This is a genomic window from Streptomyces sp. DH12 (genome assembly GCF_020873895.1).
Lineage (GTDB): Bacteria > Actinomycetota > Actinomycetes > Streptomycetales > Streptomycetaceae > Streptomyces.
The window spans coordinates 20970-37599 of sequence record NZ_JAHWGT010000006.1 but is presented as its reverse complement, the minus strand read 5'-3'; the positions used below and the strand labels follow the sequence as shown (position 1 = coordinate 37599).

Annotated in this window: 12 protein-coding genes; 6 read left to right on the top strand and 6 right to left on the bottom strand. The window is 75.5% G+C overall.

What is annotated here, in order from left to right:
* Nucleotides 1-6 precede the first annotated feature (6 nt).
* The gene (locus LPA54_RS42240; protein WP_267486847.1) at nucleotides 7-3357 is read right to left on the bottom strand and encodes an ALF repeat-containing protein; all 3351 of its coding nucleotides are present in this window, start codon (nucleotides 3355-3357) and stop codon (nucleotides 7-9) included.
* 542 nt (nucleotides 3358-3899) lie between these two features.
* Between LPA54_RS42240 and LPA54_RS07010 the strand changes: the two genes are divergently transcribed.
* Both LPA54_RS07010 and LPA54_RS07005 read left to right on the top strand, forming a co-directional pair.
* The gene (locus LPA54_RS07010) at nucleotides 3900-4394 is read left to right on the top strand and encodes a hypothetical protein (RefSeq protein ID WP_228974868.1); all 495 of its coding nucleotides are present in this window, start codon (nucleotides 3900-3902) and stop codon (nucleotides 4392-4394) included.
* 79 nt (nucleotides 4395-4473) lie between these two features.
* Nucleotides 4474-6690 (top strand): S1 family peptidase, encoded by a 2217-nt coding sequence (locus tag LPA54_RS07005; RefSeq protein WP_228974867.1) that lies wholly within the window; start codon nucleotides 4474-4476, stop codon nucleotides 6688-6690.
* 154 nt (nucleotides 6691-6844) lie between these two features.
* Here the strand turns inward: LPA54_RS07005 and LPA54_RS07000 are convergent, their stop codons facing one another.
* Nucleotides 6845-7459 (bottom strand): class F sortase, encoded by a 615-nt coding sequence (locus tag LPA54_RS07000; protein ID WP_228974865.1) that lies wholly within the window; start codon nucleotides 7457-7459, stop codon nucleotides 6845-6847.
* A gap of 3 nt (nucleotides 7460-7462) precedes the next feature.
* Entirely contained in the window at nucleotides 7463-8161 is a 699-nt protein-coding gene (locus tag LPA54_RS06995) for a DUF4142 domain-containing protein (RefSeq protein WP_228974862.1), read from the bottom strand.
* A 317-nt stretch (nucleotides 8162-8478) separates the two neighbouring features.
* Between LPA54_RS06995 and LPA54_RS06990 the strand changes: the two genes are divergently transcribed.
* Nucleotides 8479-9219 (top strand): DNA-binding response regulator, encoded by a 741-nt coding sequence (locus LPA54_RS06990; protein WP_228974861.1) that lies wholly within the window; start codon nucleotides 8479-8481, stop codon nucleotides 9217-9219.
* Between the two features lie 125 nt (nucleotides 9220-9344).
* Here LPA54_RS06990 and LPA54_RS06985 read toward each other — a convergent pair whose 3' ends face one another.
* Both LPA54_RS06985 and LPA54_RS06980 read right to left on the bottom strand, forming a co-directional pair.
* Nucleotides 9345-10202, bottom strand: coding sequence for an ABC transporter permease (locus tag LPA54_RS06985; protein ID WP_228974859.1), 858 nt, complete (start codon nucleotides 10200-10202; stop codon nucleotides 9345-9347).
* On the bottom strand, nucleotides 10199-12991 hold the full coding sequence (locus LPA54_RS06980; protein WP_228974857.1) for an alpha/beta fold hydrolase: 2793 nt from the start codon (nucleotides 12989-12991) through the stop codon (nucleotides 10199-10201). Before LPA54_RS06980 ends, LPA54_RS06985 begins: the two co-directional genes overlap by 4 nt.
* A gap of 137 nt (nucleotides 12992-13128) precedes the next feature.
* Here LPA54_RS06980 and LPA54_RS06975 point away from each other — a divergent pair, with 137 nt between their 5' ends.
* Nucleotides 13129-13536 carry a GNAT family N-acetyltransferase gene (locus LPA54_RS06975; RefSeq protein WP_228974856.1) on the top strand — a complete coding sequence of 136 codons (408 nt, stop codon included), beginning with the start codon at nucleotides 13129-13131 and terminating at the stop codon, nucleotides 13534-13536.
* A gap of 129 nt (nucleotides 13537-13665) precedes the next feature.
* On the opposite strand, the gene LPA54_RS06970 is transcribed toward LPA54_RS06975, so the two are convergent.
* Nucleotides 13666-15168: a CoA-acylating methylmalonate-semialdehyde dehydrogenase gene (locus tag LPA54_RS06970; protein ID WP_228974854.1), complete on the bottom strand. Its 1503-nt coding sequence runs from the start codon at nucleotides 15166-15168 to the stop codon at nucleotides 13666-13668.
* Nucleotides 15169-15579: 411 nt separating this feature from the next.
* On the opposite strand from LPA54_RS06970, the gene LPA54_RS06965 reads away from it, so the two are divergent.
* Nucleotides 15580-15777, top strand: a complete 198-nt coding sequence (locus LPA54_RS06965; RefSeq protein ID WP_228974853.1) for an AlpA family transcriptional regulator — start codon at nucleotides 15580-15582, stop codon at nucleotides 15775-15777.
* Between the two features lie 165 nt (nucleotides 15778-15942).
* Nucleotides 15943-16542 carry a GNAT family N-acetyltransferase gene (locus LPA54_RS06960; RefSeq protein WP_228974851.1) on the top strand — a complete coding sequence of 200 codons (600 nt, stop codon included), beginning with the start codon at nucleotides 15943-15945 and terminating at the stop codon, nucleotides 16540-16542.
* Nucleotides 16543-16630: the final 88 nt, after the last annotated feature.

Below are 16630 nucleotides of genomic sequence, written 5' to 3'. Positions count from 1 at the left end.
CGGTCGCTACCAGGTGAACGCGCCCCAGATGGGTGAGAGCAGGTCGTGGCCGGCCGTGACGGCGGCCGACCCCCACGACTTCACGTGCCCGGCGGCTTCGAACACCTCGTCGGCGTACTTGACGGCCGAGCCCACCCGGAGCCCGATCACGCCGAGGCCGACACCCACGACGGCGTTCTTGAACGACTCGCCCTTCCAGTTGTCCGCGTACCCCCACAGGCCGGCGCTGAGCACGCCGAAGCCGAGGGAGACCAGGCCGACGGCGCCGGCGGCGACCGCCAGCGGCGGGAAGAACGCCGAGCCGATGGTCAGACCGACGGAGAGGAAGCCGAGGCCCGTGCTGATGCGGCCCGTCCAGGTGGCGGCGGTCCGCCACCCGTCCTTGCCGTCGCCGCCCGGCTTGCCGGCCTGGACCTTGTCGTTGGCCGGGTCGTCGGCGGGCGTACGGCCGGCGGCCGCGTCCTGGCGGGCCTTCTCGGCCGCCGCGGCCGCCGCGGCGGCCTGCTCCTGCACCCGCTTGTCGGCGGCGATGCGGTGGGCGTCGCTCGCCGCGGCGGAGGCCGCCTGGGCGTCCCGGCCCGCTGCGAGGGCGGAGGCGCGGGCGGCCGTCGCCTGCGACTGGGCGTAGGCGGCGGAGGACTGCGCCTGGGCCGCCGACGCCATGGCGCGGTTGGCCGAGTGGTTGGCGTAGCGGGCGGCGGAGCGGGCGGTCTGCTCCGCGGCCGTCGCCTTGCGCGCGGACTCGGCCGCGGCCGCGGCGGAGGCGTCCGCCGCGGCGGCGCTGTCCCGGGCGGCCTTGGCGTGGTTCGCCGCCTCGTTCGCCGACTTCAGTGCCTTGTCCGCCCACTGGGCGGCCTCGGTGGCGGCGTTGCGGGCCTTGGCGGCCGCCTCGGCGGCGCGCGCCGCGTCCTCGTGGGCCTTGGCGGCGACGCGGGCCGCGTTGGCGATGGAGGCGCGGATGGCGGAGACGTGGGTGGCCGTGTCCTGGTCGAGCTGGGCGGCCTTGAGGTAGGCGCCGCCGACGAAGTCGTGGCGCATCCACGCCGGGCCCGCCATGGCGACCTCGGCGGTGGCCTTGACGTTGGCGCCGCCGCCGCTCATCAGGGACAGGGTCTTGACCCGGTCGTCCTCCATGACCGCGTCGCGGATGCCCACCATGAGGAAGTGGAGCATCGCCTCGGTGCTGCCGTCGTTGAGGGCGGCGTTGGCCGCGTTCGACACGGCGGAGCCGGAGCCGTCCATCAGCTTGAGGATCTGCCGGCGGTAGTCCTCGGCCTGGAGGTTCACCACGTCGGTGGTGATGAACTTCTCCGCGGCCGCCGGGTCGGGGTTCTCCAGGGCCTTCTGCGCGGCTTCGGCGACCGCGGTCTGGCCCAGCTGGGCCATGAAGAGGACCTTCTCCCGAGTGTCCAGCCTGACGGCCTTCGGGTGGTCCTGCTTCAGCCAGGTGACGATGTCGGAGTCCGAGCCGGCTGCGGCGAACTGGGCCGCCGAGCGCGTCCAGGAGCCCCGGTCGTCGAAGAGGTTGACCGCGGCCTTGCGGCCGAGCCGCGCGGCGGTGCCGGTGTCGCCGGTGTTCGCGGCCGCGGTGGCCTGGGCGACCAGCTCGCGGGTCTCGGCGTCGATGGAGGCGCCGTGGGTCTTGCGGGCGTCCTCGACCTTGACGCTCTCCAGCTCGGCCTTGAGCACCTCGCCGGCTTCCGCGATGCCGGTCTGCTTGTCGGCCTCCAGCTGCGCCGCCTCGGTCTCGCGGGCGACGCGCTCGATGTTCTGCGCCTGGGTGACGGCGTCGGAGGCGACGTTCGCCGCGGCGAGCGCCGCGTTGGCGTGGGTCGTCGACTGGTTGGCGTAGTCCAGCGCCTTGCCGGCGTTGTCGGCGGCCTTGTCGGCCGCCGCGGCGGCGTTCTCGGCGTGCTGGGCGGCGCTGTTGGCGGCCGTGTGCGCGGCGCGGGCGGCGGAGGCGGCCTGGGCGGCCAGCGACCGGGAGCGCGCGGCGGCAGCGGAGGCCGTGGCGGCGGCGGCGTTCGCCTCGGCCGCGGCCGCGCGGGCCCGGCGGGCCTGCTCGGACGACTGGCCGGCCGCGGCTGCGGCGGCGGCGGAGGCCGAGGCCGCGGCGGCGGCGTTCTGGGCGGCGGACGCGGCGGCGGTGCCGGCGCGGCCGGCCTCGTCGCTCGCGTTGGCCGCGGCGGTCGCGGCGGCGGCGGCCGTACGGGCGCCGGCGGCGGCGTTGCGGGCGGCCTGGGCGGCGGAGCGAGCCTGGGACGCCTGGGCGGCGTCCTTCGACGCGGCCGTCGCGGCGTTGTAGGCGCGCGACGCGGCCTGGCCCGCGGCGGCGGCCGCGGACGCGGCGGCCTGCGCGGCGGAGGCGGCGCGGCGGGAGGCGGCGACGGCGATGTTGGAGGCGTGGACGGCGGTGCGGGCGGCCTGGGCGGCGCCCTTCGCCGCCTCGGCGGCGCGGGACGCGTGCCGGCCGGCCTTGTCGGCGTCGTTCTTCGCGGCCTCGGCCGCGGCGGCGGCCTCGAGCGCGGCCTCCTTGGCCTTGGCCGCGGCGGTCTCGGCACGGGCGCCCGCCTCGATGGCGGCGTCCGTCTCGTGCTTGGCGCGGCGGCCGGCCTCCTGGGCGACCTGGACGAGCTGCGCGACCGTCAGCGACTCCTGGTCGCGGGCGCGGGAGATGTGCTGGCCGGTCTCGATGTACCGGGTGATGTCGGCGGGCGAGCCCTCCAGGGCGCGGGCCGCGGTGCGCTGCACCTCGGGGCCGCCCTGGGACATGATCTGCATGACCTCGAACCGCTCGTCCTCCTGACGGGCGGCGTACTGCTTGGTCTGCAGGAACTCGTCGAGCGCGGTCTCGGTGCCGGCGTTCAGCGCGGCCTGGCCGGCGTCGCGGACGGCGCGCTTGCCGCTGTTCATGATGGTCAGCACCGCGGCGCGCTTGTCCTCGCGGAGCGGTGCCTTGACGCCGTCGTTCATGAACGCGTTGATGGCGGCGTCGTCCCCGGCCAGCGCCTTGATGGCCGCGTCGCGGACACCCTTGCCGGAGACCGAGATGATCCGCATCACAGCGACGCGGTTGTCCTCGGCCCGCAGCCGGGGGAGGTCGGCCTGGACGAAGGCGGCGACGTCCTGCTCGGTACCGGTGAGGGCGGCCTGGGCGGCGTCCCTGGTGGCGCTGCCACCGGTCAGCCAGGCTTCGACGGCGCGGGCGCGGAGCCCGTCGGGAAGGTCGCCGGGGAGGGTCTCCTCGGCGAAGGCGGTGGAGGTCCCGAAGACCGTCATGGCCGTGGCCAGGGCGGTCGTCACCAGGAACCTGCGGCGCAGATGCTGCCTCCTGCGCGGCGATCTGAGTATGTTCATACCCCTTCTCCTGCACCCCGTTTGAGTAATGGGGCACGTGATTCGTGACGCCATTTCAGGGGTGGATGGTCACACAGTCACCGAGGCGGACGTAGGGGTTCCTGAGGTGTCGTGAGGGTGACGCGGCGGCGCGGGAGGCGGTGGAAAGCCTGGATCACGCGGGTTCCGAGGGGTCGTCAGGCGCTTTTGACCGGGAACCCGGTGTTATCGAATCGTTACATAGAGTCGATCAACCCGCACACCACCCACGCCGTCCCCACGCACCTCCTCCACCCGCCCCCGTCACGCATCCTTCGCCGTGCGAATTCTTGTGCGGGTCCGACGAAGTGGTAACAATGATCACGCCAAATCCGATCTGGGGAACCGGAACGTGGCCGTCGCAACGGGGGGAGTTGACGATCCATCTGTGAAAGATCCGAAGTGTCCCTTTTTGCGGCGCTTCGACATTCCGGCGCGGCCTCGGGCCGCCCTCTGAGCACATCCGCGCGCGGGTACGACCCGTGCGCCTCTGCCATCTCACGGAACAGGAAACGAGACTCCCGATGAAGTTCATCTCTCGTCTGCTCGTCGCGGGCGCGGTCGCCGGCACCGCCGTTCTCGCCATCACGACGACCGGCGGCGCCACCGCCGGCGCGCCGTCCGTCGTCCCGGTCGCCGACGAGGCCCCGGGCTACGCGGTGGAGGACTTCAACTACCCGCAGGCCGACAAGATCCTCGCCGAGCAGGGCATCAAGCTGAAGCGCGGCGACGGCCACATCACCCTCGCCACCTGCGGCGACCCGGCCCTCCTCGAGGTCTGGGCGCGCAGCAAGGAGAAGGTCTGCTTCCGCGTCACGGGCACCAAGGGCTACCTGAGCCTGGAGCTCCCGGCCGTGTACGGCATCAAGGGCAACGACTACAACACCGACGTCACGATGACGGTCGACAACGAAGAGAAGAACTTCGACGTCAACAAGAACACCTGGACGCCGGTGGGCGAGAGCGCCGACCCGCAGGGCCGCGACCACATGCTCCTGGAGATCATCACCTCCAAGTAAGGCCGGTCCTGTCGCCCGAGGAGCCGGAACGCCGGCGACGGCCACCGGCTCCTCGACACCCCCACACGAGGAAATCCCGATGCAACGTCCGCACATCGCCCGCTCGGCCGGGCTGGCCGCGCTGACCGCGGCCCTGATAGCGGCGCCCCTCGCGCTTCCCGCGAACGCCGTCACCGGCACCGCGGAGGCCGAAGGCTCGCTCGCCTTCACCGCCCGCCTCGACATCGGCGACGGGCAGCGCGCCTGCTCCGCCGCCCTCGTCGACCGCGAGTGGCTGCTGACCGCCGCCAGCTGCTTCGCCGACAACCCGGCCGCCGGCCTGGCCGTGCCCGCGGGCGCGCCCAAGCTGAAGACGACCGCCACCATCGGCCGCACCGACCTCACCACCGCCGCCGGCGTGGTGCGCAACGTCGTGCAGGTCGTCGCGCACCCCTCCCGTGACGCGGCGCTGGTCCGCCTGAACCGGCCCGTCACCACCGTCGCCCCCGTCGCCCTCAGCGCCACCGCAGCCACGGCCGGCGAGCAGCTGAAGGCCGCCGGCTACGGCCGCACCAAGGACGAGTGGGCGCCCCTCAAGCTGCACAGCGGCACCTTCACCGTCGACGCGGTGAACGCCGCCGAGGTCAACGTCACCGGCCAGAACGGCGTGTCCGTCTGCGCCGGCGACACCGGCGGCCCGGTCCTGCGCACGGGCAGCGGCGCGCCGCAGCTCGTCGCGGTGAACAGCCGCTCCTATCAGGCCGGCTGCTTCGGCATCGACGCCGCGGTCACCAGCACCGCCGCCGTCGACACCCGCGTCGACGACCTGCGCGCCTGGGTCGGCGCCACGACCGCCGCGCCGGTCGTCACCGACTTCGACTGCGACGGCGCCGAGGACGTCGCCATCGGCGACCCGAAGGCCACCGTCGGCGGCGACGCCAACGCCGGTGTCGTACGCGTCGTCTACGGCGGCGGCAAGGGCACCGCCGAGCTGAACCAGGACCAGGCGTACGTGCCGGGCTCCTCCGAGGCGAGCGACTGGTACGGCGAGTCCCTGGCGACGTTCGACGAGAACGAGGACGGCTGCACCGACCTCGTCGTCGGCGTCCCCGCCGAGGACATCACCGTCGGCTCGACGGTCAACGCCGACGCCGGCTCCGTGCAGATCCTGTACGGCGCCCCGGGCGGCATCGGCACGGGCCGCGCCGCCAAGGACTACGTCCAGGGCCTCGGCGACGTCGCCGCGATCAAGGGTTCGGCCTCCGAGGCCGGCGACCGGTTCGGCCACGCCGTGGCCGCCGGCCACACCGCCGAGGGCGAGCCGTACCTGCTGATCGGCATCCCGGGGGAGGCCCTCGGCTCCGTCGCGAAGGCCGGCAGCGCCATCTACCTGCGCGGCAGCGTCAGCACCGCCATCAACCAGGACAAGCCGGGCTACGCGGGCGACCCCGAGGCGAACGACCGCTTCGGTTCCGCCGTCGCGGGCTCCGCGAACCACATCGTCATCGGCACGCCGGGCGAGGCCATCGGCACCGAGAAGGACGCCGGCGGCGTGCAGATCAGCAAGCACGCGCTGAACGCCGACAAGGTGCCCGCCCCGGTCTCCGGCTTCGACCAGGACGCCGCGTTCATCAGCGGCGGCGCCGAGCCGGGCGACCAGTTCGGCGCGTCCGTCGCCGCCGTCGAGTACCGCCCCTCGGGCGCGGCCACCGCGACCGACACGGTCGTCGCGATCGGCTCCCCCGGTGAGGACCTCACCGTCGGCACGGCGAACAAGGCCGACGCGGGCGGCGTGCACACCCTGCGCGTCTCCGCGGCGGGCGCGGTCACCGCGGCCTCCAACGTCCAGCAGGAGGTCACCGACGTCGCCGGCGCCGCCGAGACCGGTGACAAGTTCGGCACCAAGGTCGTCCTCGCCAACACCGCCCCGCGCTCCGTCGGCTCCCCGTCGACGATCGCGCTCGCGGTCGGCATCCCGGGTGAGGCCCTCGGCTCCCTCGCGGGCGCCGGCGCGGTGCAGACCTTCTACCCGTTCGGTGGCGCCGGTGCGCACGACCACTGGATCCAGGCGGGCGACGCCTCCGGCCTCGGCGGCGCGCCGGCCGCCGGCCACGCCGTCGGCACCTGGCTCGGCGGGAGCGCGACCCGTCTGTACGTCGGCGTGCCCAACGCCGCCCCGTACGGCGCCGCGTACGCCCTGCCCTGGGGCAACGCGACCGGTGGCCGCACCGGTGCGGCCACCGCTGCGACCACGTACAAGCCGGGCACCAACGGCCTGCCGGCCGTCGGCGGCCAGTTCGGCCGCGCCTTCGGCTGAGGCCGGTGGTCGCGTGACGGCGTAGTCGCGTGACGGCGTAGTGGCGGTCGCGTCGGTCACCGGCGCGACCCGCCAGTGGGCCCCGGGAGGATCCGATCCTCCCGGGGCCCACCCGCGTTTCCGGGGCGCCCCGGCCGCGTCCGCGGTGGACGCCTCACGCCGGCACGCCGTACAGGACGAGGTTCTCCGCGTAGACCCGCTCGTCGGGGTCGAAGGCGCCGGCGCAGGTGACCAGCACGAGCCGGGGACGGCCCTCCGCCGAGAAGAGGTCGTCGGGCAGGGCGCCCGCCGGGTAGGTGCGCCGGGCCACGATGCGGTACGTGTGCCGGGTCCCGTCCGCCGCGGCGACGTGCGCGTACGCGCCCATCGGCAGGGAGTGCAGGGCCTCGAACGGGCCGGGCCCCTCCTCGGCCGAGTCCAGGTGCCCGGCGATCAGCAGGGTGCCCCGGGCGGCCCCCGGCGGGGCGCCCAGCGCCCACCAGCCGAGCCGGGACGGGGAGGGCGGCACGTCGAGCGCCGCGCCGGCCCCCGCGACCGGGTCGACCGGCAGGCTGTCGACGTGCCCCGGCACGGTGAGGGTCACGGGCGGCGAGTGGGCCGCGCCCGACGCGGGACCGCTGGCCCGCCCGGTCGGCACCGCGCCCGCGTCGGCCGGGGCGGGCGCCGACGCGGGCAGGAACAGCGCGAGCGCCGCCGACGCGGCGCCCGCGAGCCCGGCCCAGGCCAGCAGGCGGCCCGGGCCGGGTTCGGTGGAGAGCCTGCCGCCCATGTGTCAGCGCGTGTCGTGGCGGCGGATGCGCCCGGCCGCCCAGAAGGCGGCGCCCGCGACGAGCACGCCGCCGACGGCCATCGCCGGCACGGCGACGAACGCCGGCACCCCGTCGTCGGCGGCGAGGGCGACCTGGCCGCCGCTGCCCGCGTGGATGGTCTTGGGGACGGTGGTCGCCGCGCCGTCGTGGCAGGTGCCGCCACGGACCATGGAGTGGTGGTGCGCGACGATCGGCCGGGCGGCCTTCGCGGCGGCCGTCACCTCGGCGTTCCTCCCCGCGGCGATCTGGTGGTCGATCATGCCGAGGGTCTTGACGTGGGCGGCGTCCTGCGCCTTCAGCCAGGCGTCGTCGTACGCGCTGCTGCCCGCCTTGGCCATGACGTCGGCCAGGATCTGCTGCTGCTCGGCGCTGGGGGCGACGGGCAGGTCGACGCCCTGCTTGTCGGCGAGGGCCTTCGTCGCCGCGTCCAGCTTGGTGTGGTCGCGTTCGAGGACGCCGCCGACCTTCTTCACACACGCGGTCGTGGCGTTCTTCTGAGCGTCCCGGCCGGCGGCTATCTCGGTCAGGTTGCCCTGGTGCGCCGCGCGCAGGAACGCGCTGTCGGTGGGGCTCGCGCCGTCGGCGAGGGCCGGGGCGGCGGCTATGCCGGAGAGGGAGAGGCAGGTGAGGGCCGTCGCGGCCCAGAAGTGATGCGTGCGCATGGCGTCGTCGTCATCCGTTCGTGGAGGGGTCGGTCCGCGGCCCGGCGGTTGGCGGGCCGCACCACCATCGGGACACGGCGCCCGATCACCCGCCATCGGCGCTAGTGCGAACGGGCGGCGACTCACCCGGACGGCGGGCGCGGCCCCTCACCCCGAGCGCGCCGGTGCGGACGCCCGGGATCGCGCCCGCCGTCGACGGCGCACAGGGGTGTGGCCGGGACTCGCCATTCCACCGACATCACCCTTGTCACCGTACGGAGTCACATGAGTACATGGAGTGGCGTACGTTCCTTGGCGATGACGGGGGGTGATCGGCCGTGGCGAACGTCCCTGGTTCCGTGCTCGGCCGGAGAGCGGCACGGGAGGCGGTACCGGCGCGGGCGGCCCCACCGCTGTCGCCCCGTCCCGCGGGGCAGCCGGTGCGGGGCACGCGGCACATCTGCGCCGCCCTCGCGGCCCTCACCGAGTCGGCCCGCCGCGAACTGCTGACCTTCGACGACCCGGCGGCCGCCCTGCGCCAGCCGATCCCCGAGCCGATCCTGGAGATGGCGGGGACGTGCGTGCGCACGGCGGCCGAGCGGGTGCGGACGGTCCGCCAGGTGGTGCCGCGCCACGCGTTGGCCCGGGTCACCGCGGCCGACCTCGTGGCGACGGCGCGGCTGCCCGGCCGGGCCCGGCTGACGGACGCGATCCCCTTCAAGATGATCATCGTGGACCGGGCGGTCGCGGCGGTCCCCCTCGACCTGGAGCTCCTCCACAACGGCCTGCTGCTGATCCGGGACCCGGTCGTCGTCCAGGCCCTGGTGCGGGCCCACCACGCCTGGTGGGACGCCGGCGAGGACATCGGCGAGGCGTCAGCCGGCGGCACCGGCCTGCCGCCGCGGCTCCGCCCGGTGCTGGACGCGCTGCTGGCCGGGCTCACCGACGAGACGGCGGCGGCCCGCCTGGGCATATCGGGGCGCACGTACAGCCGCCGCGTGGGCGAGCTGCTGGCCGCCCTGGGCACGACGAGCCGCTTCCGCGCGGGGGCGGAGGCGGCCCGCCGCGGCTGGCTGTGAGACCGCGCCCCTCCCCCACCCCACCGGCCCTCCCCCACCACCGCTCGGTTCCGGCGGCGGGCCGGGCGGCGCGGACGGGATCGCGGCGGCCACCGCCGTCCGGGGCCGCCGGCCCGCCCGACCGGTCACGACACGATGTCCTTGCGGGCGAAGCCGCGGAACGCGAGCGCGAAGAGGACCGTCGCGCAGGCCACGGAGACCGCCGCGCCCTTGACCATGCCGCCCCACTCCAACTGCGGCTGGAGGGCGTCGATCCAGGCGTACTGCCAGTGCGCGGGCAGGAACTCCCGCCAGTCGCCGAGCGCGGTCACCGCGTCGAGGACGTTGCCGACGATCGTCAGGCCGACGGCGCCGCCGACGGCCCCCAGCGGGGCGTCGGTGCGGGTGGACAGCCAGAAGGCGAGCCCCGCGGTGACCAGTTGGGAGACGAAGACGAACGCCACCGCGAGGGCCAGCCGCCCCAGGCTGTCGACCGCGGGCAGGGCGCCGCCGGTCGGCAGCCGCAGCGGCCCCCACCCATACGCGACGGTGCCGGCGGCCAGCGCGACGAGCGGCAGCAGCACCATCGCGGCGGCGCTGAAGGCGAGGGCCACCACGAGCTTCGACCACAGCAGCCGGGCGCGCGGGACGGGCGCGGCGAGCAGGTAGCGCAGCGACGACCAGCCCGCCTCGGAGGCCACGGTGTCCCCGCAGAACAGCGCGACGGGGATCACCAGCAGGAAGCCGGCCGAGACGAACAGGCAGGTCGCGGCGAAGTTCGCGGCCGACGCCGTCGCCGTGTCCATCAGGGTGATCCGCCGGTCGGGCCCGTCGTCGTCCCCGCCGCCGATGGCGAAGGCGACGATGAGGACGAACGGCAGGGCGGCCAGGACGGCGCCCATCACGGCCGTGCGGCGCCGCTTGAGCTGGCGCACCGCCTCGACGCGCAGGGGCAGGGTGTGCCCGGCGCGGTAGCCGGGCGCCGAGTCGAGCAGCGCGGTCATGCGGCGCCTCCTCCTCCGATCAGGGTGAGGAACGCGTCCTCCAGGCGGCGGTGCGGGCCCGCACCGGTGACGGGCACGCCGAGCCGCACCAGGTCGGCGACGAGCGCGGCGGCGGTGGCCCCGTCCAGCCGGACGAGCAGGCCGCCCTCCGCGCGGGTGGCGGAGCCGACGCCCGGCAGGCCGCCGACCTTCTCGACCAGCTGGTCGGGGAGCTCGCCCTCGGTGGTGACGAGCAAGGTGTCGCCGCTGCCGGTGATCTCGGCGACCGGCCCGGCCTGGACGAGCCGGCCGCGGTCCATCACGACGAGGTGGGTGCAGGACTGCTCGACCTCCGACAGCAGATGGCTGGAGACGATCACCGTCCGGCCGCCGGCCGCGTACCGGATCATCACGTCCCGCATCTCGCGGATCTGCGGCGGGTCCAGCCCGTTGGTCGGCTCGTCGAGGATGAGCAGGTCCGGCAGGCCCAGCATGGCCTGGGCGATGGCGAGCCGCTGCCGCATGCCCTGCGAGTACGTGCGCACCGCGCGGGCGAGCGCGCCGCCGAGCCCGGCGATCTCCAGCGCCTCGTCCAGGTGGGCGTCCCCGGCGGGGCGGCCGGTGGCCCGCCAGTACAGTTCGAGGTTCTCCCGGCCGGACAGGTGCGGCAGGAAGCCGGCGCCCTCCACGAAGGCGCCCACCCGGGACAGTACGGGCGCGCCGGGCCGGATGGCGTGGCCGAAGACGCGGACCTCCCCGTCGTCGGGGGCGATGAGGCCCATGAGCATCCGCAGGGTGGTGGTCTTGCCGGCGCCGTTGGGCCCGAGCAGGCCGAGGACCTGGCCCTTCTCGACGCGGAATGACAGGTCGCGCACCGCGTAGGCGTCCGTGGAGCCCGCGTAGCGCTTCGTCAGCCCGCTGATGGTCAGGGGCACGTCGGCCAGCCCCGGGTCGGGGGCGGGCGCGGCGGTGCGGCGGCGGGCCGTCAGCAGCAGCGCCGCGGCGACGAGGGCGCCGCCCGCGGGCAGCCCCCACACCCACCAGGGCAGACCGGCGGCCTCGGTCCGCACGGTCGGCGCGGTCGGCACGGAGAGCCCGCCGCCGGCGAGGGAGACCGTGTACGCGGCGGGGGCCGCGGGTGAGGCGTAGCCGAGGTCGGTGGCGGCGAGGACGAGGCGCAGCCGGTGCCCGGCCTCCACCTCGTGGTCGATCGCGGGCAGGGTCAGCTCGACCGTCCGGCCGGCCCGGACGTCGGCGACGCGGACGGGGGCGACGAGTTGGGCGGGCAGCACCTGCTGCCGGCCGTCGGGGCCCACGTCGTACACCTTGCCGAAGAGGACGGCCTCACCGCTGTCGGAGGCGACCCTGACGCGGACGGTCGGCGAGCCGGTGACGCGCAGCGGCTCGGCGAGCGGGCGGGTCTCGAACCGGGCGTGCTGGCCGGGGAAGTCGACGGAGACGCCCATGCCGAGCGAGGACAGCTGCGACAGCCCGCCGCTGACGCCGGGCACGGCGGAGATGGCGGGCGGGTTCGCCCCGGCGGGGTTGCGGAAGGTCTGCGCGGGGCCGGCGAGCGGCAGGGCGCGGACCCCGGCGCGCAGGCCCGGGTAGCGGTCGGCGGTGGCGCCGCGCAGCGTGGCCCGCCCGTCGGTGGAGTCGACCCCGCCGGTGCGGCTGACGCGGAAGGCGGGACCGGTGTCCACGGCGGTGTCGCCCTTCAGGTACCGGTCGAACCAGTCGGTGATCCGGGCGTGGACGCGGTCGGCCTCGGCGTCGCCGCCGTCGTGCCCGCCGGCGATCCAGTCGACGGCGACGGGGGCGCCGTTGTCGGCGACGGCCTCGGCGATGGCGTCGCCGTGGGAGAGCGGGAAGAGCGAGTCGGAGCGGCCCTGCACGACGAGGGTGGGCACCGCGATGCGGTCCGCGACGGCGGAGGGGCTGCGCGCCTCCAGCAGGGCGCGGGCGGCGGCGTCGGGGCGGCCGCTGACGGCGACCCGCTCGTACATGGCGCACAGCTCCGGCTGGAACCGCCCGCAGGCGGCGGGAGGCGGCGCCGCGCCCGCCGGGCGGCCCGCGGCGGGCCGCGCTCCCGCGCCCGTGCCCGTGCCGGCGGTGGGGCCGTCTCCGGCCGCCGGGCCGTCCTCGGCGGGCGGCCGGTCGCCGGCCGGCGGCGCGATCCCGGCGCCGGGACCCGTGCCGGGAGCGGCGCCGGCACCGGTGGTGAAGAAGATTCCGGCCCACAGCTTCTTGAAGACGCCGTCGGGGAAGAGCGCGTCGGCGAGGTTCCAGTAGGTGATCTGCGGGGCGATGGCGTCCACCCGCCGGTCGTGCCCGGCGGCCAGCAGCGAGATCGCGCCGCCGTAGGACACCCCGGACACCCCGACGCGCGGGTCGCCGGGCGCGTCGAGCCGCACCTCGGGCCGCTTCGCCAGCCAGTCGACCAGCCGGCGGACGTCCTTCACCTCGTGGTCGGGGTCGTTGAGGCCGATCCGCCCGCCGGAGGCGCCGAAGCCCCGGGCGGTCCAGGTCAGTACGGCGTACCCGTCGCGGGCGAGACGTTCCGCCTGCCCGCGCACGTCGTCCTTGGCGCCGCCGAAGCCGTGCCCCAGCAGCACGGCGGGGCGGCGCCCGCCGCCGCCGGCCGTGAAGAACGACGTGTCGATCCGCGCGCCGGGCATGGCCAGCACGGTGTCCTCGCGGTGTACCGGCGGCTCGCCGTCGGAGGCGACGGCGGTCCAGGTGCCGGCGCCGGCGAGCAGCGCGGCGGCCGCGGCGAGCGCCGCCCACCGGCGGGGGAGTCGGATGCGCATCCCTCGACCCTAGACGGCGCGCGGTGCTCCCCGGGGTGCCGCCGGTCGGAAGTCCGTCGCCTCCTTCGGGACGAGGCGGTAGCGTCCCCGTACCGCGGTCGCGGTAGACGCAACCGGACGAAGGGGGACGAGCCGACATGGAGATCCGCCGGGCGGTGTCGGTGGCCGAGCTGGTCGCCGCCGAGCACCTGTACGACGGCCCGGCGCGGGTGGAGTGGGCCGAGCGGTTCCTCGCCTCGCCGGGCCACGTCATGCTCGTCGCCTACGTGGACGGCCGTGCGGCGGGGATGGTGTCGGGCGTGGAGAACGTCCACCCGGACAAGGGCGCCGAGATGCTGCTGTACGAGCTGTCGGTCGACGGTCCGTACCGCCGGCGCGGCGTCGGGCGGGCGCTGGTCGGCGCGCTCGCGGAGGTGGCGCGGGAGCGCGGCTGCCACGGCATGTGGGTCGGCGTGGACCCCGGCAACGACGCGGCCCTGGCGACGTACCGGTCGGCGGGCGCCCGCGACGAGGGCCGGTTCGCGATGCTGGGCTGGACGTTCTGACCCGGCGGCGGACCGGTCCCCGCCGCCGGGCCGATCCGCCGCCGCCGGGCCGGTCCGCGCCGCCGGGCCGATCCGCCGCCGTCGGGCCGGTCCGCGCCGCCGCGGACCGGCCGCCGCCGCGCGCCGGTCTCAGTGGTTGCGGGGGAAGCCCAGGTCGACGCCGGCCGGCGCGTCGGCCGGGTCGGGCCAGCGGGTCGTGACGACCTTGCCGCGCGTGTAGAAGCGCACCCCGTCGTTGCCGTAGATGTGGTGGTCCCCGAAGAGGGAGTCCTTCCAGCCGCCGAAGGAGTGGTAGCCGACGGGGACCGGGATCGGAACGTTCACGCCGACCATCCCCGCCTCGGCCTCCAGCTGGAAGCGGCGGGCGGCGCCGCCGTCCCGGGTGAAGACCGCCGCGCCGTTGCCGTAGGGCGAGGCGTTGATGAGCGCGAGGCCCTCCTCGTAGGTCTCGGCGCGCAGCACGCACAGGACGGGCCCGAAGATCTCCTCCTGGTAGGCGCGGGCGCTGGTGGGCACCTTGTCGAGCAGCGCGGGGCCCATCCAGTACCCCTCCTCGTGCCCCTCCACGGCGCAGTCGGTGCCGTCGAGGACGACCTCGCACCCCTCGGCGGCGGCGCCGGTGACGTACGAGGCGACCTTCTCGCGGTGGGCGGCGGTGACGAGCGGGCCCATCTCGGAGGCCGGGTCGTCACCGGGGCCGACCTTGATCTTCTCGGCGCGCTCGCGGATCTTCCCGACGAGGGCGTCGCCGACGGAGCCCACCGCGACGACCGCGGAGATCGCCATGCACCGCTCGCCCGCGGAGCCGTAGGCCGCGGAGACCGCGGCGTCGGCCGCGGCGTCGAGGTCGGCGTCGGGGAGCACCAGCATGTGGTTCTTCGCACCGCCGAGCGCCTGGACGCGCTTGCCGTGCGCGGTCGCGGTGGTGTGGACGTACCGGGCGATCGGCGTGGAGCCGACGAAGGAGACGGCGGCGACGTCGGGGTGGACGAGCAGCGCGTCGACCGCCTCCTTGTCGCCGTGGACGACGTTGAGGACGCCGTCGGGCAGCCCGGCCTCCGCGAACAGCTCGGCCAGCCGGAGCGAGGCCGACGGGTCCTTCTCGCTGGGCTTGAGGACGAAGGTGTTGCCGCACGCGATGGCGAGCGGGAACATCCACATCGGCACCATGGCGGGGAAGTTGAACGGGCTGATGCCGGCGACCACGCCGAGCGGCTGGCGGATCGAGGCGACGTCGACCCGGTGCGACACCTGGGTGGACAGCTCGCCCTTCAGCTGGGTGGTGATCCCGCACGCCAGCTCCACGATCTCCAGGCCGCGCGCGACCTCGCCGAGCGCGTCGGAGTGCACCTTGCCGTGCTCGGCGGTGATGATCGCGGCGATCTCGTCGCGGTGGGCGTCCAGCAGCGCGCGGAAGCGGAAGAGGACGGCGGTGCGCTGCGCGAGCGAGGAGGTGCCCCAGGTCGCGTACGCGGCACGGGCGGCGGCCACCGCCGCGTCGACCTCGCCGGCGGAGGCGAGCGCGACGCGCGTGCCGACCTCGCCGGTCGCCGGGTTCGCGACCGGGCCCCAGCGGTCCGACGTGCCCTCGACGGTCTTGCCACCGATCCAGTGGTGGACGGTCTTCGTCATGGCGTGGGTACTCCTTCGCAGATGGCGGCGTCGGGCCGATCCCACCACGCCCGGCGCGGGCGGCGCGCCGGACACTGTGTCGGGCGTTTGGGGGTCGCCGTAGACACGTGTGCGGCGCCGGGACGGGTGCGCGGCGCGATCGGGGTGAGGTGCGGTCGGGGTGCGGTCGGCGGCGCGCGGAACGCCGGACCATGACCGGTCCCTACCCGCTTCGCGTCAGGGAGGTGCCACGCACGTCACGTTTGTCTCCATTACGCGGGTGTTCGGTCACAGGCGTTCAACAGCCTGCTCCCCGTCGGTCACTCTCCGTCCATGGGCGGGCACAGCCCTGGTGATCACCAGTCCGCGCCGCGGCTCCCCCGACGGCCCTCCCGGGTCGCGCCGCGGCGCGCGCAGGGAGGTACCACCGAGATGACGGACAGAAGGCTCTGGTCGTACAAGGAGATCGCGGCGCACATCAGGGTGCAGCCGGACACCGTCCGCTCGTACCGCAAGCACGGGTTGCTGCCCGAGCCGGACCACGTGGAGGGCGGCAAGCCCTACTGGTACGCGGACACCATCCGCGCCTGGGTGGCCAGGCGACCGGGGAACCGGGCGCGCGGCGACTGACCCCACCGCCCGCCCGGCGCCCCCGCGCCCCGGGCGGGCGAGGCACCCCGCCCCCGCACTCGCGGCCCGCACCCCGCGCCCCGCACCACCGGTCACCGACGGCGGGCGGCCCGCCGAGCCGCATTCCCGTTGCGGGCACACCGTCCGGTCGTCTTCGATCACGCCATGACCGACTTCTCCCACAAACCGACCCTCACCGGCGACCGGGTGGTCCTGCGCCCCCTCACCGCCGCCGACGCCGAGACGATGGCGGAGGTCATCGACGACCCGGAGACGGCGCGGCTCACCGGAAGCGCCGGCCACCCGCCGCTGAGCGCCGAGCGGTTGCGCGCCTGGTACGGCTCGCGCGCCGAGCAGACCGACCGCCTCGATCTCGGCCTGGTGGACCGGGCGTCCGGGGAGTTGGTGGGCGAGCTGGTCCTGCACGAGTGGGACGGACCGAACCGCAGTTGCGGCTTCCGGATCGCGGTCGGGCCGCGCGGCCGCGACCGCGGGCTGGGGACGGAGGCCGTCCGTCTCCTCCTCGGGTACGCCTTCGAACGGCTGGGACTGCACCGGGTCCACCTGGAGGTGTACGCGTTCAACCCGCGCGCCCTGCGGGTCTACGAGCGCGTCGGCTTCGTGCGGGAGGAGGTGGCGCGGGAGGCTCTGCTGCACGACGGCGCATGGATCGACGCGGTGCGGATGGCGGTCCTGGCGCCGGAGTGGGACCGGCACCGAGGCCGCGTGGAGCGTGGCCCGAGCACTGGAATCCATACCCCCTAGGGGTATAGTCTGACGTCATACCGGGGCGCACCCCCGCCCCCGGAGGCAACGCCGCACCACCGCACCGCCACCACGTCGCAGAGGAGAA